The 21,895-nt window shown below is 31.7% G+C and carries 32 protein-coding genes; 11 read left to right on the top strand and 21 right to left on the bottom strand.

What is annotated here, in order from left to right:
* Window positions 1–58: 58 nt before the first annotated feature.
* Window positions 59–235, bottom strand: coding sequence for a hypothetical protein (locus LS72_RS10700; RefSeq protein WP_194145523.1), 177 nt, complete (start codon window positions 233–235; stop codon window positions 59–61).
* A 287-nt stretch (window positions 236–522) separates the two neighbouring features.
* Here LS72_RS10700 and LS72_RS11285 point away from each other — a divergent pair, with 287 nt between their 5' ends.
* The 3 genes from LS72_RS11285 to LS72_RS11295 all read left to right on the top strand — a co-directional run bounded on the left by LS72_RS11285 (window position 523) and on the right by LS72_RS11295 (window position 1,196).
* On the top strand, window positions 523–756 hold the full coding sequence (locus tag LS72_RS11285; protein WP_238700664.1) for a hypothetical protein: 234 nt from the start codon (window positions 523–525) through the stop codon (window positions 754–756).
* A 33-nt stretch (window positions 757–789) separates the two neighbouring features.
* Window positions 790–927, top strand: coding sequence for a hypothetical protein (locus LS72_RS11290; protein ID WP_238700665.1), 138 nt, complete (start codon window positions 790–792; stop codon window positions 925–927).
* A gap of 68 nt (window positions 928–995) precedes the next feature.
* On the top strand, window positions 996–1,196 hold the full coding sequence (locus LS72_RS11295; RefSeq protein ID WP_238700666.1) for a DUF268 domain-containing protein: 201 nt from the start codon (window positions 996–998) through the stop codon (window positions 1,194–1,196).
* 329 nt (window positions 1,197–1,525) lie between these two features.
* On the opposite strand, the gene LS72_RS01570 is transcribed toward LS72_RS11295, so the two are convergent.
* A complete protein-coding gene (locus LS72_RS01570; RefSeq protein WP_034553405.1) occupies window positions 1,526–2,044 on the bottom strand; it encodes a methylated-DNA--[protein]-cysteine S-methyltransferase in 519 nt (172 codons plus the stop codon).
* A gap of 542 nt (window positions 2,045–2,586) precedes the next feature.
* On the opposite strand from LS72_RS01570, the gene LS72_RS01575 reads away from it, so the two are divergent.
* The 3 genes from LS72_RS01575 (at window position 2,587) to LS72_RS11500 (ending at window position 4,558) form a co-directional block, all read left to right on the top strand.
* Window positions 2,587–2,892 carry a hypothetical protein gene (locus tag LS72_RS01575; protein ID WP_052087253.1) on the top strand — a complete coding sequence of 102 codons (306 nt, stop codon included), beginning with the start codon at window positions 2,587–2,589 and terminating at the stop codon, window positions 2,890–2,892.
* 39 nt (window positions 2,893–2,931) lie between these two features.
* On the top strand, window positions 2,932–4,068 hold the full coding sequence (locus tag LS72_RS01580) for a hypothetical protein (protein WP_034553408.1): 1,137 nt from the start codon (window positions 2,932–2,934) through the stop codon (window positions 4,066–4,068).
* Window positions 4,069–4,429: 361 nt separating this feature from the next.
* Entirely contained in the window at window positions 4,430–4,558 is a 129-nt protein-coding gene (locus LS72_RS11500) for a hypothetical protein (protein WP_269149266.1), read from the top strand.
* Here the strand turns inward: LS72_RS11500 and LS72_RS10705 are convergent.
* Window positions 4,545–4,703, bottom strand: coding sequence for a hypothetical protein (locus LS72_RS10705; protein ID WP_194145524.1), 159 nt, complete (start codon window positions 4,701–4,703; stop codon window positions 4,545–4,547). The genes LS72_RS11500 and LS72_RS10705 overlap by 14 nt on opposite strands.
* Window positions 4,704–4,765: 62 nt before the next feature.
* On the opposite strand from LS72_RS10705, the gene LS72_RS01585 reads away from it, so the two are divergent.
* Complete coding sequence (locus LS72_RS01585) at window positions 4,766–4,957, top strand: hypothetical protein (RefSeq protein WP_034553410.1); 192 nt, start codon at window positions 4,766–4,768, stop codon at window positions 4,955–4,957.
* A 91-nt stretch (window positions 4,958–5,048) separates the two neighbouring features.
* Here LS72_RS01585 and LS72_RS01590 read toward each other — a convergent pair whose 3' ends face one another.
* Together LS72_RS01590 and LS72_RS01595 are read right to left on the bottom strand one after the other, a co-directional pair.
* Window positions 5,049–6,983 carry a heavy metal translocating P-type ATPase gene (locus tag LS72_RS01590; protein WP_052087254.1) on the bottom strand — a complete coding sequence of 645 codons (1,935 nt, stop codon included), beginning with the start codon at window positions 6,981–6,983 and terminating at the stop codon, window positions 5,049–5,051.
* A gap of 24 nt (window positions 6,984–7,007) precedes the next feature.
* A complete protein-coding gene (locus LS72_RS01595; protein ID WP_034553411.1) occupies window positions 7,008–7,349 on the bottom strand; it encodes an ArsR/SmtB family transcription factor in 342 nt (113 codons plus the stop codon).
* Window positions 7,350–7,592: 243 nt separating this feature from the next.
* Here LS72_RS01595 and LS72_RS01600 point away from each other — a divergent pair, with 243 nt between their 5' ends.
* The 4 genes from LS72_RS01600 (at window position 7,593) to LS72_RS01615 (ending at window position 10,908) form a co-directional block, all read left to right on the top strand.
* Complete coding sequence (locus LS72_RS01600) at window positions 7,593–8,027, top strand: DUF302 domain-containing protein (RefSeq protein WP_034553412.1); 435 nt, start codon at window positions 7,593–7,595, stop codon at window positions 8,025–8,027.
* Window positions 8,028–8,223: 196 nt separating this feature from the next.
* A complete protein-coding gene (locus tag LS72_RS01605) occupies window positions 8,224–9,417 on the top strand; it encodes a potassium/proton antiporter (protein ID WP_034553413.1) in 1,194 nt (397 codons plus the stop codon).
* A 49-nt stretch (window positions 9,418–9,466) separates the two neighbouring features.
* On the top strand, window positions 9,467–10,144 hold the full coding sequence (locus LS72_RS01610) for a DUF1934 domain-containing protein (RefSeq protein ID WP_034553414.1): 678 nt from the start codon (window positions 9,467–9,469) through the stop codon (window positions 10,142–10,144).
* Between the two features lie 2 nt (window positions 10,145–10,146).
* Window positions 10,147–10,908 (top strand): TIGR02757 family protein, encoded by a 762-nt coding sequence (locus LS72_RS01615; RefSeq protein ID WP_052087255.1) that lies wholly within the window; start codon window positions 10,147–10,149, stop codon window positions 10,906–10,908.
* Here LS72_RS01615 and flgK read toward each other — a convergent pair.
* The 16 genes from flgK to LS72_RS01690 form a co-directional block, all read right to left on the bottom strand.
* Window positions 10,898–12,730, bottom strand: coding sequence for a flagellar hook-associated protein FlgK (flgK, locus tag LS72_RS01620; RefSeq protein ID WP_034553415.1), 1,833 nt, complete (start codon window positions 12,728–12,730; stop codon window positions 10,898–10,900). The two genes, LS72_RS01615 and flgK, sit on opposite strands and share 11 nt — an antisense overlap.
* A gap of 15 nt (window positions 12,731–12,745) precedes the next feature.
* Entirely contained in the window at window positions 12,746–13,201 is a 456-nt protein-coding gene (locus LS72_RS01625) for a hypothetical protein (protein ID WP_194145525.1), read from the bottom strand.
* 26 nt (window positions 13,202–13,227) lie between these two features.
* Window positions 13,228–13,470 (bottom strand): flagellar biosynthesis anti-sigma factor FlgM, encoded by a 243-nt coding sequence (locus LS72_RS01630; protein WP_034553417.1) that lies wholly within the window; start codon window positions 13,468–13,470, stop codon window positions 13,228–13,230.
* Between the two features lie 60 nt (window positions 13,471–13,530).
* Window positions 13,531–13,725, bottom strand: a complete 195-nt coding sequence (locus tag LS72_RS01635; protein ID WP_034553418.1) for a hypothetical protein — start codon at window positions 13,723–13,725, stop codon at window positions 13,531–13,533.
* A gap of 49 nt (window positions 13,726–13,774) precedes the next feature.
* Window positions 13,775–14,341 (bottom strand): thiamine phosphate synthase, encoded by a 567-nt coding sequence (locus LS72_RS01640; RefSeq protein WP_034553419.1) that lies wholly within the window; start codon window positions 14,339–14,341, stop codon window positions 13,775–13,777.
* Window positions 14,325–15,008 (bottom strand): F0F1 ATP synthase subunit A, encoded by a 684-nt coding sequence (locus LS72_RS01645; RefSeq protein ID WP_108911039.1) that lies wholly within the window; start codon window positions 15,006–15,008, stop codon window positions 14,325–14,327. Before LS72_RS01645 ends, LS72_RS01640 begins: the two co-directional genes overlap by 17 nt.
* A 58-nt stretch (window positions 15,009–15,066) precedes the next feature.
* A complete protein-coding gene (locus tag LS72_RS01650) occupies window positions 15,067–15,558 on the bottom strand; it encodes an RDD family protein (RefSeq protein ID WP_034555305.1) in 492 nt (163 codons plus the stop codon).
* Window positions 15,559–16,170, bottom strand: a complete 612-nt coding sequence (gene pyrE / locus LS72_RS01655; RefSeq protein ID WP_034555306.1) for an orotate phosphoribosyltransferase — start codon at window positions 16,168–16,170, stop codon at window positions 15,559–15,561.
* Window positions 16,171–16,472: 302 nt separating this feature from the next.
* Window positions 16,473–16,916, bottom strand: a complete 444-nt coding sequence (locus LS72_RS01660) for an FkbM family methyltransferase (RefSeq protein ID WP_052087385.1) — start codon at window positions 16,914–16,916, stop codon at window positions 16,473–16,475.
* 233 nt (window positions 16,917–17,149) lie between these two features.
* Window positions 17,150–17,710, bottom strand: a complete 561-nt coding sequence (gene frr / locus LS72_RS01665) for a ribosome recycling factor (RefSeq protein ID WP_034553285.1) — start codon at window positions 17,708–17,710, stop codon at window positions 17,150–17,152.
* A gap of 19 nt (window positions 17,711–17,729) precedes the next feature.
* On the bottom strand, window positions 17,730–18,053 hold the full coding sequence (secG, locus tag LS72_RS01670; protein ID WP_034553288.1) for a preprotein translocase subunit SecG: 324 nt from the start codon (window positions 18,051–18,053) through the stop codon (window positions 17,730–17,732).
* 62 nt (window positions 18,054–18,115) lie between these two features.
* Window positions 18,116–18,655 (bottom strand): cytochrome b family protein, encoded by a 540-nt coding sequence (locus tag LS72_RS01675; RefSeq protein ID WP_034553290.1) that lies wholly within the window; start codon window positions 18,653–18,655, stop codon window positions 18,116–18,118.
* Between the two features lie 8 nt (window positions 18,656–18,663).
* On the bottom strand, window positions 18,664–19,662 hold the full coding sequence (gene msrP / locus LS72_RS01680) for a protein-methionine-sulfoxide reductase catalytic subunit MsrP (protein ID WP_052087246.1): 999 nt from the start codon (window positions 19,660–19,662) through the stop codon (window positions 18,664–18,666).
* A gap of 26 nt (window positions 19,663–19,688) precedes the next feature.
* Window positions 19,689–21,206, bottom strand: coding sequence for a protein hydE (locus tag LS72_RS01685; RefSeq protein WP_238700667.1), 1,518 nt, complete (start codon window positions 21,204–21,206; stop codon window positions 19,689–19,691).
* A complete protein-coding gene (locus LS72_RS11300; RefSeq protein ID WP_238700668.1) occupies window positions 21,190–21,351 on the bottom strand; it encodes a hypothetical protein in 162 nt (53 codons plus the stop codon). The genes LS72_RS01685 and LS72_RS11300 overlap by 17 nt, the downstream gene beginning before the upstream one ends.
* A 1-nt stretch (window position 21,352) precedes the next feature.
* Window positions 21,353–21,889: a HyaD/HybD family hydrogenase maturation endopeptidase gene (locus LS72_RS01690; protein WP_034553292.1), complete on the bottom strand. Its 537-nt coding sequence runs from the start codon at window positions 21,887–21,889 to the stop codon at window positions 21,353–21,355.
* Window positions 21,890–21,895: the final 6 nt, after the last annotated feature.

Raw genomic sequence — 21,895 nt, forward strand, 5'->3', positions numbered from 1 at the left:
CTAATACTTCTAGCAGTTCTAGTGTTAGCAAGAGTGGCTAGGGCTTCTACCATTATCATTAGTAAGGTTTCCTAATACTACTATTGGTTAAGCTATTTATCTTTCTAGCATTACTAAAGTTTGTTATGGTTCCCTCATCGCTAAATCTTCCTATGTCTTTAGAGTTACCAAGACTTGTTACACTTCTAGTGTTCTTTGCTGTTGTTAAGGTTACAATGATATTTATTCTATCCACATCCATATAAAGCTTAATATATTATTTATCGCTATCATATTCTACTACTTGAAGTTTGGGTTTGAGAGCGGTGAAACCAAAAACTCCTTTATGTATTTTAAAAAACTTTTCCAAGAATACACTCTTTGATGAAGAGGGATATTATATTGCTTTTCTCCCTCAAAAAATTCTTTGATAGTTGTTTTATTGGGGATTATTTTATTCTTTTGTTTTGAATGCGTATTTTACAAAAAACAAGTTGTAAGCGGTTAATAATGATTAAAAGATGTTTTGCTATAATTTGTATTATGGAAAGATTACTAAAGAAGCTTAAAAACTGGGTGTTGTGTTCCTTTAAAAAGAAAGAATCTATCAGTTTTAGTATGAGTGTTGAAGAAATAGAAAAGGATAGGGAGACTTATATCCGCTTAAACCAAGATAAACGTTTTATGATGAATCGTGCTTATGATTTTATCTGCAAAAAAGATAAATATGCACCTAATGGAGTGTTAGATTCTAGTTATTTTATCCAAGATATTTAGGGAGCACGCAAAATCTTAGAAAATAGCCCATCCTTGGATTATGATGTAGGTTCTTCTGTGGCAGGATTTATCGGACATTTGTTAGCACAAAAGCAAAAAATTGTTTTGCTAGATATTCATCCAATGAATAATCAATTTAATAGACATTTTTTAAATAGCGGGGGGGGGTAACTTATATTCAAGCTAATGCAACACTGCTTGAAGATATTACGGATAATTCTATTCTCTCACTTTCAGCCTTGTGTAGTGTAGAGCATTTTGGCTTAGGCAGATATGGAAACTCTATTGAACCTGATGCGTGGGAAAAAGCCCTTCAATCTTTTCAAAGAGTGTTGAAGCCTCAAGGAAAACTTTACTTTAGTGTTCCTATTGGACAGCAAGATAAAGTTTACTTTATGTGCATAGGGTTTATAGACCCCAAACTATTATTGATACTCTAAAGCAAATGCAAATTGTAGAAATGGGTTATATCAAAGGCTTTGATGTAATAGAATATATGAATTATAAAAGTGGGCATCTTATAATCCAACAAGAAAATCTAGATTCTATCCCAAATAATTATTAATTCAGGAGTAACAGGTTTATTGAATTTATAAAAAAAGACTTTTAAAGGCTAACTGCATCTACAATCAACTTTATATTTCTACAAATTGTATTGTTTTAAAAAGCATTGATTTAGGCTTTGCAAAGGAAACTAATAAATTTAAAGCTAAGTATTAAATATTAGGTTTCGGCTTATTATGATTTAGAGAGATATACTTATTGAATTTCATCTTTTTAGGGTGAGGGGTTGTGTATTAACCTTTTCTAATTCTAAGAGCTTAACCTTTTTCTCAATGCCCCCAGCATATCCTCTCAAATCACCATTTGCACCCATAACGCGATGGCAAGGAATGATAATTGAAATTGGATTATGCCCAACTGCACTACCCACTGCTTGTGCGGACATACGGGACAATCCTTTTTTTATGGCGAGTTCTTTTGCGATTTCTCCATAAGTCCTAGTCTCTCCATAGGGGATAGAATAGAGGATTTGCCATACTTGTTTTTGGAAGTTTGTTCCTATTAGGTATAAGGGTAAAGAGGAATTTGGTTTATTCCCTAAAAAGTAATTATCTAGCCAATTTTTAACTTGTTTGAATAAGGGCATTTCTTTTTCTTGATGCTCCTTGTCTAAAGTAAATGCAAAGTATTTTTGCCCTTCAAACCATAGTCCGCTTAAGCCATTATTGTTTGCGCTTAAAAGGATACTCCCAAGAGGAGATTGATAATAACTAATGTATTGCATAGGCTGCCTTTGCTTGTTAGTATTTATAGAATTTTACCACTTGTTCTTTAAAACCTCCAGAATTTTCCTATCCATTCTATATTGACTTAGTGCATAGATAGCCCAAAGCATTGCAAAAAACCAACTTTGTTCATTGAAAAAATCTTTTGTATATTCTCAAAACTTAAAAAATAGAATTTAAAGATAATTGCTTTAACTCTAGAATCTTTTATATACTGGTATAAAATCCCAGAATACACTGATTTAAAAGAATTTAGATTGTGATACACTATTTTTGTATAAGTTGCTTGTGGCAACAAATTCGCACTATCAAAATATGGATTAAAAGTAAGACTTCACTACAAACTCAGCTTGTAAAATAAGCGAAAAACATAAAATAATGAAAATTTTTGATACCTTTTGCATAAAATTCCTCATTTATTTTATTGTAACCATAATAAACAACCCAAAAATTTTTCTTAAGTACTTAAGAAAAATTTTGCTTTTTTAATCAACATTTTGTTAGGATTAAATTCTATACAATTTATATAAAAGGAGATTTGATGAAAAAGGTGTTTTTAACTGCAGTATTGACTTTAGGGCTTATGGGTATAACTAATGCGGAGGAAGTAGATGTATTAGCACTTGTTACTAAAGGTAAAGTGAGTGATAATTCTGCAGGAGTTAAGGTTTTAAACATTAAAGAAGAACAAGAAGTTGTAGGAGGTTATAGACCTTATACATTAGGTTGGAATTACTACATAAATACTATGCCTTTTACTAATAGCTATAATGCCAATTCTCGTCCTCAAAGCAATCAACATATGGTTAATGTCTTTATGAGATGCTATGTTAGTAAAAGATGCTAATTTAAGAAATATTGATAGAAAAAAGAGGAGATAAATAATATGTTTCCCAGCATAAGTAAATATAATTATATGAATTTAGACATGAAATTATCTACAACAGCCTATAAATCTGCCCATGTGTCTTTTGAAGAAGAAGAGGATATGAGAAAAATGCAGGAGATGATAGAAGCTAGTGATATTTTAGTTAGCAATATCAAAGTAAGAAAAGAAGCAGAATCCCCATACCAAAATAATGTCTATTTTAGAGACCCTCTTAATGGTGCTTATGTCAATGTGGGCTTAAGCTATGAAAATTTAGATAGATTACAAGAAGTCTTTGGAGAAAATGCTCTAAAGACTGATGGAAAGAATATCTTGCTTAAAGGTAGGGCAGAAGAGTTTGTGAGTAGTTGGTATGCAGATATTACTTATAAGAGAGGTTATCTGAGAGAAGATGTCAATCAAGATGGGTTCTTAGATAGGGCAGAGAGGATGAGTACTCATTCTTTTAATACAATGCAAAGGCAGTTTTATGGTGGCACAAAGAATAAAGATGTGAATCTAGGGAATGTCTCAACCTATATTAAACACTCCCAAATGATGCCAGGGAATTCTAACCTTTCTACTTCCTTAATGGAGAAATATACCTCTCATTCGATTGAAGAAGAACTTAATAAAATGATTACCATAGACCAAAAAGCTAATGGCTCTATCCAATTAAACCAATTAGGAAGCAAGCAAGAATACGCACAATATCTTGATGAGATTATCCACGCTCAAAAGCAGGAGATTGATAGTAGTGCCACTGAGGAAGATCTAAAGGAATATCTATTAAAGGAGCTTTTAAAGAAAACCAAAGAATCCTTAAAAAAGCAGTTAAAAAAATCTGGGATGGAACACAAATCTATTGAAGCGGACGCTTCCTTAGAAGAAGTTATGGATAAAATTGTGGAATCCCCGCAAAGCACTAAAGAGCCTTTAGAAAAAATCCAAACGCAAGCCACAGAAAATGAAGACCCCATTTTTACACAAATCCAAAAACTTACCAAGCTTGATAAACAAACCCTTAAAAATAATCTAGAAAATAATCCCGATTTTGAAGAAGATATTATTGCTATTGTGCAAGGAATAGCACAAAATGTAGATAGGAAGTATGCTTCTAATACTTTAGAGAGGGCATTAGATATAAAGGCATAAAGATTTAAGGCTTAAGCTTAACTAGTATTTCTATTCCTTTAAGGTTATTATAGAGAGATTTAATCTTTCTAACCTTTAGATTCTCTAATCCCACTTCTACTTCAATATCGCCCCCAATTACTTAAGAAAACATAGATTTAAGATAACTTTTTGCATAAAGCAAGGGAATATTTTGCTTTGATACCTTTAAGGAATAAAGTTATAAATTGTAATCTTAAAAGGAGAATTACAGATAGAGATAATAAGGACACGAGAAGCTACTGCTAAGATTAACTATGACGTTATAGAGGAACATTCCCAAAGATTTACTAATGTAAGTGAAGAAAGATACCAAAGTGCTAAAGCTTATATTTATCAACAAATGGAAGAAATTGCTCTTGCTGTTTATGAAGAAGAGGAAAAATCAGATTTGCTAGGAATGTTGATTCTATCAGGAGGACATAATATATCTTTAATAGATAGAGCCGATAAGGTATTTAATGAGGATTAGAATCAAACACTAGAGAATTTGCCTCCTCATTAGAGACAGAAAATAAAGCAATCATAGCAAAAGCAAAAGAGGAATTAGAGTATAACTTAACAACAATAAGTGTTGCTTCTATGATTGCTTTCCCTAGTATGTTACGATTTTTCACACTTGCAGATAGCAAAATGCCTGCAGAAAATCTCCAAAAAGATTAAAGATTCTTTGGGGATAATGAAAAGTTATATAAAAGAAAACTTTACTAATGAACAAGGAATCATTAAAACTAAAAATGGTCTTATTATTGAAAGTAGTGTAGAAAAAGGAATAAACACTTTAAGTGTTACACTCCCCTTTGATACAGTAGAGTCTCTAATCTTAAGCTATAAAGAGAACAATCACCAAACCCTTTTTAGAAATGTTTGAATACAAAGAAAAACTCTCTAAAGATTCTTTTATAAGCTCTAGTGATTCTTTAATGCAAACTTTATTACAAGAGGGTAAATAGGTAAATTTTCTAGCGAATTGTTCTTGTGGCATTCAATAATGCAAGCAACGCGACACCTGCATCGCCAAATAATGCCATCCATAAATTCGCAAATCCAAAAGCACCAAGAATCATAATAGCAACTTTTACCCCTAAAGAAAGGGCAATATTTTGCCATAGAATTTTACGCGTTTTTTGAGCAATACTTAAACTCTGTGGTATCTTTCTTAAATCATCATTAAGTATTACAACATCCGCCCCCTCTAGGGCTAAATCACTGCCTGTTTTCCCCATAGCAATACCAACATCACAGAGCATTAAGGAAGGAGCATCATTAATCCCATCTCCGACAAAAGCGACTTTATTCTTGCCCTTTTTTTGTAAAATATTCCTTAAACACTCTACTTTCCCAGTAGGGAGTAAATTAGCAACAAAAGCATCAATCCCAACTTGCTTAGCGACTTCTTTGACAACAGATTCTTTATCTCCACTTAAAATATGAAGTTTATAACCTTGGCTTTTTAACAAAGTGATAGCCTCTTGTGCCTCATCTTTAATAGTATCCTCTAAAATAATACTTCCAACAATTTCATTTTCTAACGCAAGAAAAACTTGACATTTGCCTATTAAATCATCTCCAATAGATTGCTGCGTAAGATTTCCTATAAATCGTGCGTTACCTAATGCAACTTTTTTACCTTCCCATATAGCACTAATTCCTCCTCCAGCACTCTCTTGTAGGTTTTCAACCTCTAAAACTTGCGCATCAAGTTTTGCAATAGCCTTAGCAATAGGATGATTAGAATGGGATTCTAAAGTTTTTGCTAAAGCCATAATCCATTGCTCATCATAGGTGGAATAATTTCGTATTGCCTTAACAATTAATGTGCCCTTTGTAAGTGTGCCGGTTTTATCAAAAATAATAGTCTTAGTATCAAAAAGTGTCTCAAGATAACTTGAACCCTTGATTAAAATTCCTTCTTTAGAGGCTCTACCAAGTGAAGCAAAAAAGGTAAGAGGTATAGAGATAACCAACGCACAAGGGCAAGAAACAACTAAAAAAACAATCCCGCGATACAACCAGGTATAGAAAACTTCACTAAAACCCTCTATAAAACCATTTGGAGCAATAATCCCAAAGTAAATAGGAGGCAATACACTAATACCTATGGCAAGAAAAACAACAATAGGAGTATAAAATCTAGCAAATTTAGTGATAAACTCCTCACTCCTACTTTTTTGTGCATTCCCCTCTTCTAAGAGTTTAATAATCTTACTAAAAGCAGAATTTTCATAATTTTGTGTAACTTGCATATGCAAAACACCACTAAGATTAATCCCACCAGAGAGAAGATTATCGCCAACACTTACATTTTGTGGAATAGATTCTCCACTTAAACTAGAATTATCAATGCTACTCTCACCTTGAATAATAGTCCCATCAACAGGGATTCTATCTCCTGCTAAAAGCACTAAAATATCACCTTTTTGAATTTTTTTTGGGTCGATATTGACAACTTTATCATTTTGTAAAATTTTCGCATTTTCTACCTTGAGGGAAGCAAGCATTTGGATAGATTTTTTAGACTTTTCTACTACAAGACTTTCTAAAAATTCTCCTACTCTATAAAATAACAAAATCGCTACAGCCTCAGCCCCATCCCCTATAACCCAAGCTCCAATAGAAGCAAAAGTCATAAGAGTATTTTCGTTAAAAAACTCCCTTTTTAAAAGCCCTTTTAAGGCATTTTGTAAAACCCCACAACCCAAAGCAAAATAACAAAAGATAAAAACAAAAGATAAAAAAGTTTTATCTATAGAGTAAGGAAGTATTTTAAACTCAAAGACTAATCCAATAAGATAAAGTAAGCCGCTAAAGATTAATAGTATTTTTGCAAAATTTTTCTTTAACCCATATATGCCTTTAATATCAAAATTACAATTACAACGAAGTGTATTTTCCATCTCTTATCCTTAATTTACATTAATTTACATTTCACTAATATGCTCTAAGCCTTGTTCAAATATCTTTTGAATATGATCATCATCAAGCTCATAAAAAACTTCTTTTCCTTGCTTTTGATAACGAACAAGTCTAGCGTGCCTTAGGATTCTTAACTGATGAGATACAGCAGATTGTGAAAGATTAAGAGCAAAAGAAATCTCATTAACACAAAGTTTCTCTTGTTGTAAAAGTGAGAGAATACGAATGCGTGAAGAATCCCCAAATATCTTAAAAAGTTCTGCAAGTTCATAGAGCAATTCTTCTTGGGGTAAAACATCAACTATCTGCTGTAAAATCTTTTGCCTATCTACACTAATCTCTGGCATAACTTTTATCCTTTTAATATATGATTATATATTCATATATAAATTTAATGTGGAAGTGTAGAACTATTTTTATAAAAATATTCTTAAAAACTCTTACCTTTTTATAATCAATAATCTTTAGCTTTCCATAAATACTGATGGGCTTTTACTTAATATCTAATCCCTTAGTATTTTAAGCGTAAATCTAATTTAAAAAGCTATACTAGCAAAATAGATTTTGAAAATTTAAGGAGACGACATAAGATGAAAATTACAAAAACATTACTTTCTTTTTTTATGTTTGCTAGTTTAGTGAATGCAATGGAACCTATCAAAAGCAAATATGATTTTAATACCACTTATGAAAATGCTAAAAATTTTCTAACACAAAATAATATACCTATTTTTGCTGAGTTTGATCATAGTAAAAATGCTAAAGAAGTTGGTTTAGAATTAAATGCCACCAAAGTCATAGTCTTTGGCAACCCAAAAGTCGGAACATTTTTAATGCAAGAAAATCCACAAATTTCTATGGAATTACCACTTAAAATTTCTATTTATGAAGACACTAAACATAATACTTATATAACCTATACAAACATTAAAGAGCTTGCTAAAAAATATAATATTAAAAATAAGCAAGTCGTTACAAATATTGATAAACTCTTACAAGAAATTGTAAAAATCTCCACAAAATAAAATCTTTTAAAAGTGTGGAACTACTCCACACCATCTCTTAAAGATATTTAAATTCAAAATAAGAGTTAGAAAAAGTGCGATAAAAAGCTTTTTATCGCACTTAAACTAATATTCATTTTCTATTCTATTCTTGGTATTTAAAGTAAAATATGGTATCTTAGGCAAAAAATTACTATAGAGGGCATAAATTTGAGTTATGGAAATCATTGGTAATATAAATTTCACCATTATTGTAGTAGGAATTATTCTTTTTATAAGCGTTTATGCAAGTAAGCTTTCAGAAAAGATAGGAATCCCTTTGTTGCTAGTGTTCTTAGGGATTGGTATGTTGCTTGGAAGTGAAGGGATTGTAGGGATTGAATTTGATAATGTGTTCTTAGCTCAAATAATTGGTATGATAGCCCTTATTTTTATTCTTTATAGTGGGGGACTTGATACTTTTTGGGAAGAAATCAAACCTGTAATGATAAATGGAATACTCCTTGCAACCCTTGGTGTTCTCTTAACTGCTGTGATTATGGCTTGTTTTATTTATTTTGTGTTGGATTTTACCTTTTTAGAATCTATGCTTTTAGGCTCAATCATCTCTTCTACCGATGCTGCAGCAGTATTTATGATATTACGTTCCCAAAAAATAAAGCTTAAAAACAATATAGGACCGCTTTTAGAGCTTGAATCAGGCAGTAATGACCCTATGGCTATTTTCTTAACCATTACAATCTTACAACTTATTTTTATGCCACAAACTCATTCAGTAGGTGAGTGGATTTTACAATTTGTTGCCCAATTTGCCGTTGGGGGAATTTTAGGTATGTTATGCGGCTATCTTTTTCCTAAAATCTGCCAACACATTAATATCTCACAAGCAGGTTTATACCCTCTTATTAGCGTAGCTTGGCTTTTTATGATTTTTGGGGTTTCATCCTTTTTAAATGGAAATGGTTATTTAAGTATTTATCTAGCTGGTATCATTACTAATAAATATGCCTTTCCGAACAAATCTAATATCATTGCTTTCCACGATGCCATTGCGTGGATGATGCAAATCGTTGTTTTCTTAGTCTTAGGATTGCTTGTATTTCCCTCCCAATTACCGGGCGTTGCGATTCAAGCATTGATTTTAGCCTTTGTCTTAATTTTCTTAGCTCGTCCTCTTAGTGTATTTATCTCACTTTATAAAAGCAAATATAATAAAAAAGAAAAAATCTATATTTCGTGGGTAGGGCTAAGAGGAGCTGTTCCCATCATCCTTGCAACCTATCCTTATGTTTATAAATTTGAATCTTCTTCGACAATTTTTAATATTGTCTTTTTTATGGTAATTATTTCTGTGCTTTTGCAAGGAATAACTATAAGTTTTATGGCAAAAAAGCTAGATATTAGAGAATAAATGGAATCTTTTTTGCTTAAAACTCTCTAATTCCTAATAAAGGTTCCTGATGAGACTCTTAGTTTTATTTATTTTTCTATCAAGCTTTACACTGGGCTATCAAAGCTATCAACCCCCTAATACAATTTCTCCGCAAGTTTCCTACCATCCTTTATATGAACAAAGACGCAATCGCTTACTAGGTATTTATGGAGTTAGCAATAAAACAAATTCTGATGCAACCTTAAGCATTACAGGGAATAATCCTCAAAACCATAGCCTTAGTGAAAAACTCTCTGGAATTGGACTTGTTGTTGGGTATTTACTCAACCAAAATCATAGAATCTTATTGAATTTGGAAAACTTTTTTAAGAAAAATGGTTTCTCTTACCAAACCTTTACCTTAAACTATGCTTTCACTCCACAAATCCCAAATACTATAAAGTGGCGTTTATTATTAAGTGCAAATGGGGGAATAGCATTAGCCAATTTTAATGAAGGTAGCTTTGTTGTCAATAATAGTGCTATGGGAAAACTTAAATATACAGGATTTACTTATGGAGTAAAAGCAGGAACTATTTATCAAACCACCTATGGAGAGTTAGAATTAGGGATTCAAGCAAGACGACTAAATTTTGGCAAAGCAAATAGCAGCATCCCTATTAATGATGTCCCCACTTCCACTACGCTTGATTTAAGTGAGACTTCAAGCACAGGATTATTCTTAGGTTATAATTTTCTTTTTTAAAAATGACTCTTACACCCTCCCTTAAAATCCCTAAAAAACCTTCTAAAAAATTTATTTCTAATCTTTTAGAAGAACATTACCATCTCTTTAATACCTCTTGTAGCATTTCACAAGCATTACCTGATCCCTTAGGTATAGCAAGAGATTTTAGAGATGATAAAATAGCCCTCTTTTGTGCATTATTTTCTTATGGCAATGTAAGGGCAATTATGAATTTTTTACAATCTTGCAATCTCCACTCCCTAAAAAATCATCAAATCTCAAAATGCACTAGCAAATCTTACCGCTTTCAAAACAACGAAGAAATACAAGACTTTTTTCAATCCCTCATAAACTGCAATAACCTCTATCATACTTTCTATAAAAACTATAAAAATGGCTCCCTCATTGAAGGTATCTATGCCCTACAACATCTCCTTTATGAGAAGTTATCACTCAACACAAAAGGCTTAAGATTCTTAATAGGCAAACCCTATTGTAATTCTCCAATGAAACGTTGGAATATGTTTTTGCGTTGGATGGTAAGGGAAGATTGTTTAGATTTAGGTTTATGGAAAGGTATTAAAAAAAGTGATTTAATCCTTCCATTAGATACGCATACTTTTAGAGTCTCTCAAAGGCTTGGGATTTTAAAGCGAAAAACTTATGATCTACAAGCCGCACTGGAAGTAAGCAATTTCTTAAAAACCCTTGATAAATACGACCCTATTAAATATGATTTTGCACTTTATAGAATCGGGCAATTAAAGCTAATTAGTTCTTAATCCCTAAAAGCGTGTTTATCATTTCATCAATAGTTGAAATTACTTTTGCATTAGCACTATAACCACTTTGAAATCGTATAAGATTCACTAACTCATCATCCACAGAAACTTCTGAAGAGCGTTTATATTCTTGTTTAATAGCTACATAAACAGCTTCTTTAGTTTCTTGAGTGGTTTTCGTTGCTTCTGTTTGAGAAGAGACTTTGCCAGCAATAAGGCGAAAATATCCACTTATAGTTTCAGAATGCTTATTCCCCTCATAATCTGTAAAAATAACTTTATCATATTGGAGTTGTTGCATCATATTAGCTACTTCAAAATTCCCCGATACTGGCTCACGATAAGCACGAATTAAAGTAGGATCTTCCCTATATTCAAGGGCTAATCTCATATCCTTTGCATTACTGCCTTCAAAAAATCTATTTACCCCAAAGGCTCCTGCAAAATTTGTCCCCTTATCTTGTATAGAAATATAAATCTCTTCAGAAGGATTTTTAGAAGTTATAGCAAAAGTTCTATTATCATTAGTAAAAGTTGCTACAAACCTATCATCAAAATCATCACTAGCATTATTATTGCTATTATCATCTACATTGGCATTAAGCTGGTCTAATATACTTTGCATATTCGTAAGATTATCAATAACCACGGTTCTTTTGCCCAATGTATTGCCCTGTTTGTCATACATTACCACATCAAAACTTCCCTCATTAATATTATATCCGCTTGTCGTAAAAGCATCTTGGTAATTAATCCTTAAAATATCACTAGAAGCACTCAACCTAGCACTTTGTGCATATAAATTATTAGTCGTTTCTATAATCCCATTGGCAAAACTATCTAAATCATTAATATAAACCTGGAGTTTTCCTATACCCCCCGCAGTTCCATCTTCTAGCATATCTTCTGTGCGGATTAAATCTAAAATAGCCCCTACTTTCCCTTGATTTAAAGAATTAGAAAGATTATATTCTTTATGATCCGTTCTTAGATATTTAATCGTATAAAGTCCATCAGGATTATCAAAGTTATCTAAAGTTAAAGGTTGAAAAGAAGCACCATCAACAATAACTCTCCCACCAACATTAAGTGTATATCTCTCTTCAAAATCAGCAATATTTTTATTGACAGGCGCACTTCCTTGCAAACCATTTTTAAAAACATCTGCACCAATGAGATTATTAATTTCAAATTCATATTGATCCCTCAAATCCCTTAAATCATTAGCTTTTTTGTTTAAATCCTTACTCTCATATTCTGCTATTTGCTTATTTAAAATAGCAATCTGTTCCCCTAAACGATTCACTTCTTCAACCGCAGTTTTTAATTCTTGATTAAGACTTTTTTGAAGATTAACCAAACGTTCTCTTGTTGTTGTGATATTATTAATAAGTGTCTGGGATTGCTCTGCTAAAGAAACTTTTTGAGCAGAATCCCCAGCTTTAATGGATAAATCTTTCCAAGCGTTAAAATACTTTTGTAAATCATTATAAATCCCAACTTTATCCACTTCTGGATAATAAGAGGAAGCCTCTTTAAGTCCTCTAAAACTAGTATCATAAAAAGTTTTTTCAGAAGTTGCTCTTTTATAACGAGAAAAAGTATACTCATCATGAATTCTCTCAATACTTAAGACAGAAAGTCCTTGCCCTAAAGCATAATTTTGCTTCCAAAGTGGAATTTCAGCTGCTGTCCGAACAACTTGTCTTGAATAAAATTCATTATTAGCATTAGCAATATTATTACCAACGGTATCCACCATTACTTGATGACCCATTAGTCCTGTATAAGGAGTATTAAGAGATGAAAGTATTCCGCCCATAAGAATCCTCCTCTCTTATATTTCAGCTTTTAAAAATGTAGAATTACCTAAAGTGCTTTTCTTATATCCTCCATCTTCTACTGGAACAATATTTTTAAGAAGCGAATTATAAAACTCGCAAACCGCCAAAGACATCTTTCCAAAATGAGAGTTAAGCCTTTTAAGCTTTTCAAGATTATCATGAAGTTCTGCAGTAACTTCATTAGCACCCTCACCTAATAATTTTTGTTTATCCTCATAAGTCAAATCAGTAATTGCGGCATTGGGATAGTATTCCCTAAGTTTAGCTTCTATACCTTGAGCATAAGCTTCTTTTTTTTTGATAAATGAAGCTATCAATTCTTCTTTTTGTGAAACTCTAGCAAAAATCGTATCATTGTTGGCAACTTTAATATCAGTAATATCTTGCTCTGTAATAGCTATTAAAGCTTTCACATCTTCTAAAGCATCTTTTAAAAATTGCAAGGACATAAGATAACTCCTAAATATAGACTTATCTATTGTCCAAGCAATTCTTGTGCCATTTTTTCTACACTACTCCTCAAATCAATTTTATAACTACCATCTAAGATTGCTTGCTTAATGGTTTCTGCACGTGAGCTAGAAACTTTTGTGTTTTGTGTTTTGTGTTTCTCATCCATAGATTCATTTCTAGGGGTATTTACCGACGAAGTATTTTTATTATTCGCCTGATTAATGGCATTGGAAAAATTAGAATTATTCATCAAATGGTTAATCATTCTGCCTCCTTTTAATAATTTATTTCATTACTATAACTAAATCGGCTTTTTTCAAAAAAACTAAAATGAATTTTTTATACTTTTTGAAACATCTTGCAAAAACTTTTCTGCATCAGTTTGAGGAGGAGCAATTTGGTGCTGTGAATCAAATAAAGGCACATTTGCTCCACCAATCTTAATAGTATAAAGTATCACAAATAACATAAAATAAATAAATAGTCCAAAACCAATAGAGGGTATAAACCAATCTTTCATTTCATTCCTTTGTCTTAAATAATATAACAAGTTTTTACAAAATATTTTATTAATTAAGAAAATATCGAATTGAAGCAAAGGACTTTATAGGAGTTGTGGCAATTTTAGAGAGAGTTTGGGAGCTTATAATGCCCCCCAAAGCAAAAATTTCTGCCTTATAATCTTCTAATTTGAAGGTATTTAAAAACTCTACCCCTAAAGGCTCTCCTTTATTAGGAGTTTTAAAGATAGGGCTAATAGTGATTCCATTTACACCTAATAAATCCGCTTTTTTCAGTATTTCTTTTGTATGTGCGCTAAAAAAAACTAGAGAAAATTTTCTTTTAGCCTCTAAAATTAAATCCATTTGTGAAGCATTACAATGCAATCCATCAAAACCAAAGCACATCCCTAATTCAAAATTTGAATTAATAAGGCTCGGAATTTTATAAGATTGATTAAGTCTTAAAAATACCTCTAAGAGCTTAGGATTAAAAGCCAATGTCTTATCACGATAACAAGCAAAATCAATCTTATGGGTATCAAGAATCTTCTTGTAAAAAGTATCAAATTCTAAAGGAGTTGTGGGATAAAGAGTAGGAGAAGTAATAAGGTAAGCTTTAATGATCTTCCTCACTCATTAAAACAGCACCTGCTAAAAAGACATAGGTTAGAATCATAAAGATAAATGCCTGTAAAAATGCCATAAAAGTGAGGATTAAAAATGCTGGTAGAGGGGCTACCCAAGGTGCTAACATCAACATAACAAGTAAGAACATATCATCACCTTTAATATTCCCAAAGAGACGAAAGGACAAAGAAACTAAACGCGAACAATGGGAAATAATTTCAATGGGAAACATCAAAGGAGCTAATAAACTCACAGGACCCGCAAAATGGGAAAAATATTTTACTATCCCAAAAGTCCTCATTCCTTCAAAGTTATAATAAACAAATACAATCAAGGCTAAAGTAAGCGTAAAACTAAGGCTTGAAGAAGGGGCTTCAAAACCTGGGATAATACCAATAGCATTGGCTAAAAAAACAAAAAATGCAATGGTTGCGGTAAGGGGTAAATATTTTCTAGCCTTTTCCTCCCCTATAACATCTTTTGCCATAAAAATAACACCACCTAAAAAAACTTCAAAAACATTTTGAATAGCACCTGGAACTATTTGCATTCTCGAAGTTGCAAGTTTTGCTAAAACAACGGCAATAATGGCGATTAAAATTGTATGAAATGCAATAATAAAATCGTGATTGTGGCTAATTAATCCTGCAAATGTAAAAAGTCTCCCATCCATATTTAGCTCCCAAAAAATAAAAATTGCTTAATTATGCCAAAAAAATTTTAATATTAAATTAACTTCTAGCAACAACGGAGGTTTTAAGGATTAAATCATACATCGTTTTTCTATCTTTTCTCCACAAAGGGGACAATATACCAATAATGATAGAGCCAGAAATAAGAAACAAAATAAACCTTACAAAGGCTAAAAAGAAAGTAACTTTTTTGCCATCATCCCGAATAAGTAATAAATCATAAGCTTTTTTACCCGGAGTTTGAGCCTTAAATGTTAAAAACAAAGAAATAATCACGCCATAAAGCAAAACCCCCACTAAAGGACCCCAAATAGATTCACGAAAATCTTTTGCATTCCCTATAACAACATAAGTAAGGAAATATAAAATAGGCATATAAATCATAAAAATATCAATAATTTGAGCCTTCACCCTTTGGATAAAACTTGCTGCAAGAATCGCACAATCTCTAGTATGCTTATGCGACACTTGATTTAAATGTTCTTGAGAATTTCGCTTAAGTTTTCTCCAACGTTTTGCATTTTGCCTCATTTAATTCCCACGACTACCGGGTTTAATAGCCACACTACCTTGCTTACATAAAGGGCAATTTGCAGCTTCATAAGTATCAAAAACAAAATCCTCTAAAGCAAATAAAGGTAAAGAAGAATCCAACTTACATTCTAGGTAATCACCAGCCCTAAAAGCATTAAACCTCTTGCAAATCCCACGATTAGCTAAAGCTGCATAGCCTACAATGTTAGCGCCCAAAGACTCTACAACCCTAGCACATTCCATAGCAGAACCCCCAGTAGTGATAATATCCTCACAAATTAAAATTTTTTCCTCTTTATAAATTTCAAATCCTCTTCTTAAAGTCATTTCTGCATTAACGCGTTCTGTGAAGATAAATCTCACACCAAGACATCGTGCAAGCTCATAACCCGCCAAAATACCACCTAATGCCGGAGAGCAAACACATTGCACTTGTATTTTAGATTCTTGAATAACTTTTGCTAAAGATTGTGCTAATTCATAAGCGAGTTTTGGGTTTTCTAAAACCTTAGCAGACTGGAGATAAAAGGAGGAATGCTTACCGCTACTTAATAAGAAATGCCCCTCTAAAAGGGCATTTGCCTCCTTATAAATCCGCATAATATCCATAAATTCTCCTTATTTAGACTAAAGGCATATTCCTATGGAGTCTATAATGGTGTATCTTAAGCATTTATACAGATTTAATCATACCAATACTTCTCATTTATTCTGCTTAAATACACCAACTTCAAACAAAGGTATTGAGGTTTATAGTTTTTTGAATGGCTAAATAATTAGTGGTTGTAAATTGCTCATAAGATTCTTTATAATTATCAAGCTTTAATAATTTTTTACTAGGCAAAAATCGATAAAGAACCATATTTCTTTTTCAAAGAAAAGCCAAAAATCCTTGAAAAATGTCCTTGTATCTATATTGCAACCTCCAAATTCAAAAGTAATAATATCAATAGCCCTCTTAGCAAACATTCCTTTAGCACCAGCAAAAACATCAAGCTCATGCCCTCTACATCAATTTTTAACAAAGAAATGTGCTCTATAGATTTTTGCTGACAATAGGAATCTAAAGTGAAAATTTTGACTTTCTCACTCTCTTCAAAAGGAATATTACGAAACGCTAAATCTCTTTTGGTTAAAGAGGCTAACCCAGAACCCTTTTTATTATAATATAAGATTCTCTCCTCATTGACTTTTCCCAAACCAAAATTATTTAAAATAATGTTATTAGCTTTTGAAAAGCCATTCTGCGATAAAATCTCAAAAGTATAAATAGAGGGCTCAAAACAATGAATTTGCCCCCCCCCCCCGCTACCTTTCATAAAAAGAAGATTTAGAAAGCTTGATTGTAAAAACATTCCCTTATTAGCACCCACATCAAATATACAATAGGGGTGTTTAAAATTTTGTTTTAAAATTTCAAATACAAGTTCCTCTCCGCTACTTTAAACATTATCTCCACAACCAATCCCAAGTTTAAATAAAATACTTTTTAGAATAGCTTCATCATCTTCTATTTTTTCAACTTTTTTATGAAAAATATCTTTCTTAAATATTTTATGTAACATGTTAAATATTCTCTATTACTAAATTAAATTTTTAATAATTCTTCTTCCTTGTGTTTAACTAACTCATCAATTTTCTTTACTGCATTATCTGTAAATTTTTGAATCTCATCATAGGCTTTTTTAGACTCATCTTCACTAATAAACTTATCTTTCTCTAATCTTTTAATCTTATCATTAGAATCTTTGCGAATATTCCTAATTGCCACTTTAGCTTTCTCACCAATACTTTTAGCTTCTTTAGCAGTCTCTTTTCTTTGCTCACTTGTCATTGGGGGGAAAAAGAGCTTGATACATTCACCATCATTATTAGGATTAACTCCAACATTTGCCTCTTGTATCGCCCTTTCAATCTCTTTTAAAAGACTTTTCTCCCAAGGAGTTATAGAAATTGTATTAGCATCTTGAACAATCACAGAACCCACTTGATTAAGAGGAGTTGGGGAGCCATAATAATCTACACAAATAGGCTCAACGATAGAAATAGAGACCTTTCCACTCCTTAAAGTTCCAAACTCTTTTTTCATAGATTCAATACTTTTATTCATCATCTCTTGTGTATGTGCATAAATATCTTGCAAACTCATTTCTCTACCTTCAAAATCTTTACTTCTCTTGTGGCAACACTGGAACACTTGGTGCAACAGGAACTTGATTATCAACTTCAGGAGAAATACTTACATTATCTAAAATAGAACGTTTAGAATCTTGTAAATAAAGGTATCCTAAAGCAATAGTATTAATTACAAATAAAAATCCTAATCCAAAAGTTAATTTTGCTAAAAACCCAGCAGGACCCTTTGCACCAAAAAGACTTTCATTGCTTCCACTATAAGCCCCAAGCCCTATACTTGAGCTTTTTTGTAACATTACAATAATCGTAACAAAAATTGCTAAAATAAATTGCAATACCAATAAAATTCCACTCATAATTTACCTCAAAAATAAAATTCTTAAGATTCTACTAAAATTTATCTAATACAAGCATAAAATCAACCCCTTTTAAAAAGCCGCAAAAACTTGAAAATGAGAATTGATAAAATAACGAAAATCACTATAAAATAATTCATCGTTAAAATTTTCTGTATTAATACAAAATGAATAAGAGCGAAAATAACAGCAATATAAACTGCGTAATAGAGTTTGAAACGATGAAAATAATTCCCCAATATAAAACACACTATAAGAAGTATTAAACTTAAAAACCCAAAATACAAATAATGTTTGCTTTTTAGCTCTTCTAAAATCAAAGAAAATTCCCAATTAAAGTCTATTGCAAAAAAGATTCCGCTATGGAGAAGAGCTGCAACTAAGGCTAACAATCCAAAACTTTTTTTAATAGGTTTAAAGATAACCAAAGAAACCACCAAAAAAACAATACTCACCCATCCGCTAAAAAAATATAAACTCACTAATGGGTCAGCAAAATCACCAATTTTATAGCTTTCAACACCTAATACAATCTGCCATAAGAGCAGAAAAACTCCAAACATCAAAAGGGTGTCTAAAAAAATCCCATAATGTTTTTTCACCTTTATCCTTAATAAAGTTTTTTTCTATCAAGTCCTGCATAAAGATGCTCTACTTCTTTTGCATAACCATTTAAGTATAAAGTCGGAACCCTTCCTCTTTGTCCTATTACACGTTCGCTACTTTGAGACCATCTAGGATGTGAAACTTCAGGATCAACATTACCATAAAAACCATATTCTCTAGAATTTTCTGCCTCCCAAGTTGAAACAGGCTGTTTTTTCAAAAATTCTATTTTATTAATAGATTTAATCATTTTATAACCATACTTCCAAGGTACTACCAATCTAATAGGCGCTCCATTTTGTGGCAATAATCTTTTTTTATACATTCCAACTGCAAGCATAGACAAAGGATTCCTTGCCTCATCAATCCTCAAACCCTCCTTATAAGGAAAATCAAGAAAACTTGATCCCATACCAAGTCCTAAGAATCCTCCTTGCATTGGGAATTGCTTAGGATCATAGAGAGTTGTAAAACGGATATATTTTGCTTCTTTAGTAGGTTTAGCAAAGTTAATAAATTCTCTTAACTCAAATCCAATCCAAGGAATTACCATACTCCAAGCTTCTACACATCTAAACCGATAAATCCTCTCTACTAAAGTCATTTTAGTGATTAATTCTTCAACATCAATCACAAAAGGTTTTTGCACTTCCCCTTCTATACTGATACTCCAAGGAGAAGTCTTTAAAGAACCTGCTTTATTTTTTGGGTCGCTTTTAGAATATCCAAATTCATAAAAATTATTATAACTTGTCGCTAATTCCTCTGGAGTTGGGAATATAACATTTCTATTGATCTTTAGCATTTCTTTATCACTCATTGGGCGATAATGCAATTTATCCGTTTTATTAACTATATCGGCTAAAAGACTTTCCACACTCAATGCAGCGACTAAACTACCAGCTCCAAGCTTTAAAAATCTTCTTCGTTGTTTAAAAAAAATTTCAGGTGTTACCTTTTGATATTCTTTGGGGGTAACTGCTTGATACTTTAACTCTTTCATAAAAATTCCTCAATTAGAAATTAAATTTATAGTAAAAAATCAATGATTGGAGTAGAAAAAATTTCTGAATTTTTAGGTAAATAATGGATAAATTGATCAAGGAATTGTTTATTTAAAAACATCTCGCCACAAACAATGATGCCTTTGGTATTATAGCTCTCTTCCATATCTCTACTAAAATTAGCAAAAAATTCTGCAAAAGAATCTATAATCCCAAAACACAATAATTCTTTTTCTACTCCTGCTAATTTAAAACTCATAACAGAACGCAAAGTTTTCAAAGTATCAAGATACACTTTTCCTTCTTCATTACGTTCTAATTTAAAATCAATACGAGGTCCTTTTTGGCCAACAAAATTTGATGCACACTCTAAAACTTCATAAGCAAGCAACATTAAATCCATAGAATCTACTTTAAAATCCAATAAAATACCGCACATCCCTATTAACTCTAAAAGATTAAAAGATATTTTTGATTCTTTAGAATAAGTCTCTAACTCCCTTATTAAATCTTGATTTTCCTTAGTAAAATTTTTCAACAAAGATTGTGTAGTTTTATTAAATACCTTTAATTCATCAATCCTTAAAGCAATATTAGATTCAAAAGCAAATTCTAATGGTTCTTTAAAACTTTGATTAAAATAAAGCATAAAACGCGTTTGCCCTCTACCTAAATAGAGTAGATTCACCTTTTCTAATTTTTCTCTTAAAAGAGCTTTTTCAAATTCTTTCATAGTGGCATAAGAAATGTCTTTTGCTGCTTCAAAACGATGTTGGAGAATTAAAGAGTTTTTACCCACACTAATCAAAACTGGGGAAGACTCTTGAACAATGAAATAACAAAGACCAAGCCTTATTTTTTCTTCTTTTAGTGGCAATAAATACAAACCACTATACTCTTCTAAAAATTTTGTCAAAAGCACTAAAAGCGGTTCATATGGCAAAACACACGTTACAAAAGATTGGGAAAAAAACTCTGTAAAAATGGATTTTGGCTTTAACCTTATAAGAGGCTTTTCTAAAGTTGCTAAAGCTTGTAGCTCTTCTTTAGAAGCTTTAAAAATTATTTGAGCATTATTCAAACAAAAAGGCATAAACCAATAATCACCTTCTATTTTTTTAGGATTTTTTTCATCTAGTAAAACCAATTCTTTTTTTCCATAAATAGTCTTTAAAAAAACCCTCTCTCCTTTCTTTAAAGCTTGGGCTAAATGCCCCAAAGAATCTTCTAATAAAACCTTTGAATTTATAAGCATCTCAGTCTCATTATTAAAAAAATTCAAAGGAGTTTGAGCAAAATTAATAAAATCTCCCCATAAATTACAAAAATTTTCACTTTTCCTACTGCTTATTGCCTGTAACTCCAAAGCACTCAAATACAAAGAAGGGATATTATAAGAAGTCTCTAAAGGGGGTTTATTAATGCTTTGATTATCTTCTAGTACCCTCATTTCTTTAAAACTCCACTGCAAAGATAGTGGAATAACTTTTGATAAATAATCACTAAATTCTAAGACAACAGATTCTTCACCACAAACTTGCAAAAAAAAATTCTTCCTCGTCACCATAAAATCTACCTTGTAGAGAATATTTTCTAAGTGCATTATCTAAAATTTTTACAATAAAACTCTTAACATTTTGCGAACTTTGAAATTCTTCAATAAAACCAAAAACTAAAGAAATATTCACTCTAATAGCCCTTATAAGAAAAACGTGCAACCTCTTGCAAGTTTTGATTACTTTTTTTACAAACTTTTATACCTAAGGATTCTAAATATTCAATAGCCTTTGCTTCCATAATTTTCGCTGCTTGTAAAATCTCTTTAGATAATTCAAAAGTTGGGTCTGTACCAATAACAAAGGGCTTCACACCTAAGATTTTTGTAGGTGGTAAATCTCCTAGCATTTCAATCATCTTTAAAGTTTGCAACATTTCAACTTCATGGGCACTTCCAGCCCAAGTAATATTGTTAGGAACGGCACTAAAATCAAAGAAATAAACATCACCAACTTTTGCATCGTTAGCATCTATACAATCTAAAATTAAAACTTGCTGGTATTGAGTAATAAGCGGAATTAGGTGTTGTGCCATCGTCCCTCCATCAACAATATCAACACTGCTCTCCCCGCTAAAAGTATAATTGACTTTAAGAAGATTTGAAAGATGAACTCCAATTCCTTCATCCCCAAATAAAATATTACCTATGCCTAGAATCAAAATCTTCAAAAACTA

Source organism: Helicobacter apodemus (assembly GCF_000765745.2).
GTDB classification, from domain to species: Bacteria; Campylobacterota; Campylobacteria; order Campylobacterales; family Helicobacteraceae; genus Helicobacter_D; species Helicobacter_D apodemus.

Coding starts and splice junctions, on each gene's coding strand:
- LS72_RS01610 (WP_034553414.1), top strand. CDS start 9,467: ATGAGACTCTTAGTTTTATTTATTTTTCTATCAAGCTTTACACTGGGC.
- LS72_RS01625 (WP_194145525.1), bottom strand. CDS start 13,201: ATGTCCTTGCAATTTTTAAAAGATGCTTTAGAAGATGTGAAAGCTTTA.
- frr (WP_034553285.1), bottom strand. CDS start 17,710: ATGAGTTTGCAAGATATTTATGCACATACACAAGAGATGATGAATAAA.
- LS72_RS11500 (WP_269149266.1), top strand. CDS start 4,430: ATGGAAGAAATTGCTCTTGCTGTTTATGAAGAAGAGGAAAAATCAGAT.
- LS72_RS11285 (WP_238700664.1), top strand. CDS start 523: ATGGAAAGATTACTAAAGAAGCTTAAAAACTGGGTGTTGTGTTCCTTT.
- LS72_RS01595 (WP_034553411.1), bottom strand. CDS start 7,349: ATGCCAGAGATTAGTGTAGATAGGCAAAAGATTTTACAGCAGATAGTT.
- LS72_RS01615 (WP_052087255.1), top strand. CDS start 10,147: ATGACTCTTACACCCTCCCTTAAAATCCCTAAAAAACCTTCTAAAAAA.
- LS72_RS01650 (WP_034555305.1), bottom strand. CDS start 15,558: ATGAGGCAAAATGCAAAACGTTGGAGAAAACTTAAGCGAAATTCTCAA.
- secG (WP_034553288.1), bottom strand. CDS start 18,053: ATGAGTGGAATTTTATTGGTATTGCAATTTATTTTAGCAATTTTTGTT.
- LS72_RS01635 (WP_034553418.1), bottom strand. CDS start 13,725: ATGAAAGATTGGTTTATACCCTCTATTGGTTTTGGACTATTTATTTAT.
- LS72_RS01645 (WP_108911039.1), bottom strand. CDS start 15,008: ATGGATGGGAGACTTTTTACATTTGCAGGATTAATTAGCCACAATCAC.
- msrP (WP_052087246.1), bottom strand. CDS start 19,662: ATGAAAGAGTTAAAGTATCAAGCAGTTACCCCCAAAGAATATCAAAAG.
- LS72_RS01630 (WP_034553417.1), bottom strand. CDS start 13,470: ATGATTAACCATTTGATGAATAATTCTAATTTTTCCAATGCCATTAAT.
- LS72_RS01600 (WP_034553412.1), top strand. CDS start 7,593: ATGAAAATTACAAAAACATTACTTTCTTTTTTTATGTTTGCTAGTTTA.
- LS72_RS01605 (WP_034553413.1), top strand. CDS start 8,224: ATGGAAATCATTGGTAATATAAATTTCACCATTATTGTAGTAGGAATT.
- LS72_RS01575 (WP_052087253.1), top strand. CDS start 2,587: ATGAAAAAGGTGTTTTTAACTGCAGTATTGACTTTAGGGCTTATGGGT.
- LS72_RS01580 (WP_034553408.1), top strand. CDS start 2,932: ATGTTTCCCAGCATAAGTAAATATAATTATATGAATTTAGACATGAAA.
- LS72_RS01590 (WP_052087254.1), bottom strand. CDS start 6,983: ATGGAAAATACACTTCGTTGTAATTGTAATTTTGATATTAAAGGCATA.
- pyrE (WP_034555306.1), bottom strand. CDS start 16,170: ATGGATATTATGCGGATTTATAAGGAGGCAAATGCCCTTTTAGAGGGG.
- flgK (WP_034553415.1), bottom strand. CDS start 12,730: ATGGGCGGAATACTTTCATCTCTTAATACTCCTTATACAGGACTAATG.
- LS72_RS01570 (WP_034553405.1), bottom strand. CDS start 2,044: ATGCAATACATTAGTTATTATCAATCTCCTCTTGGGAGTATCCTTTTA.
- LS72_RS01660 (WP_052087385.1), bottom strand. CDS start 16,916: ATGTTTTTACAATCAAGCTTTCTAAATCTTCTTTTTATGAAAGGTAGC.
- LS72_RS01585 (WP_034553410.1), top strand. CDS start 4,766: ATGAAAAGTTATATAAAAGAAAACTTTACTAATGAACAAGGAATCATT.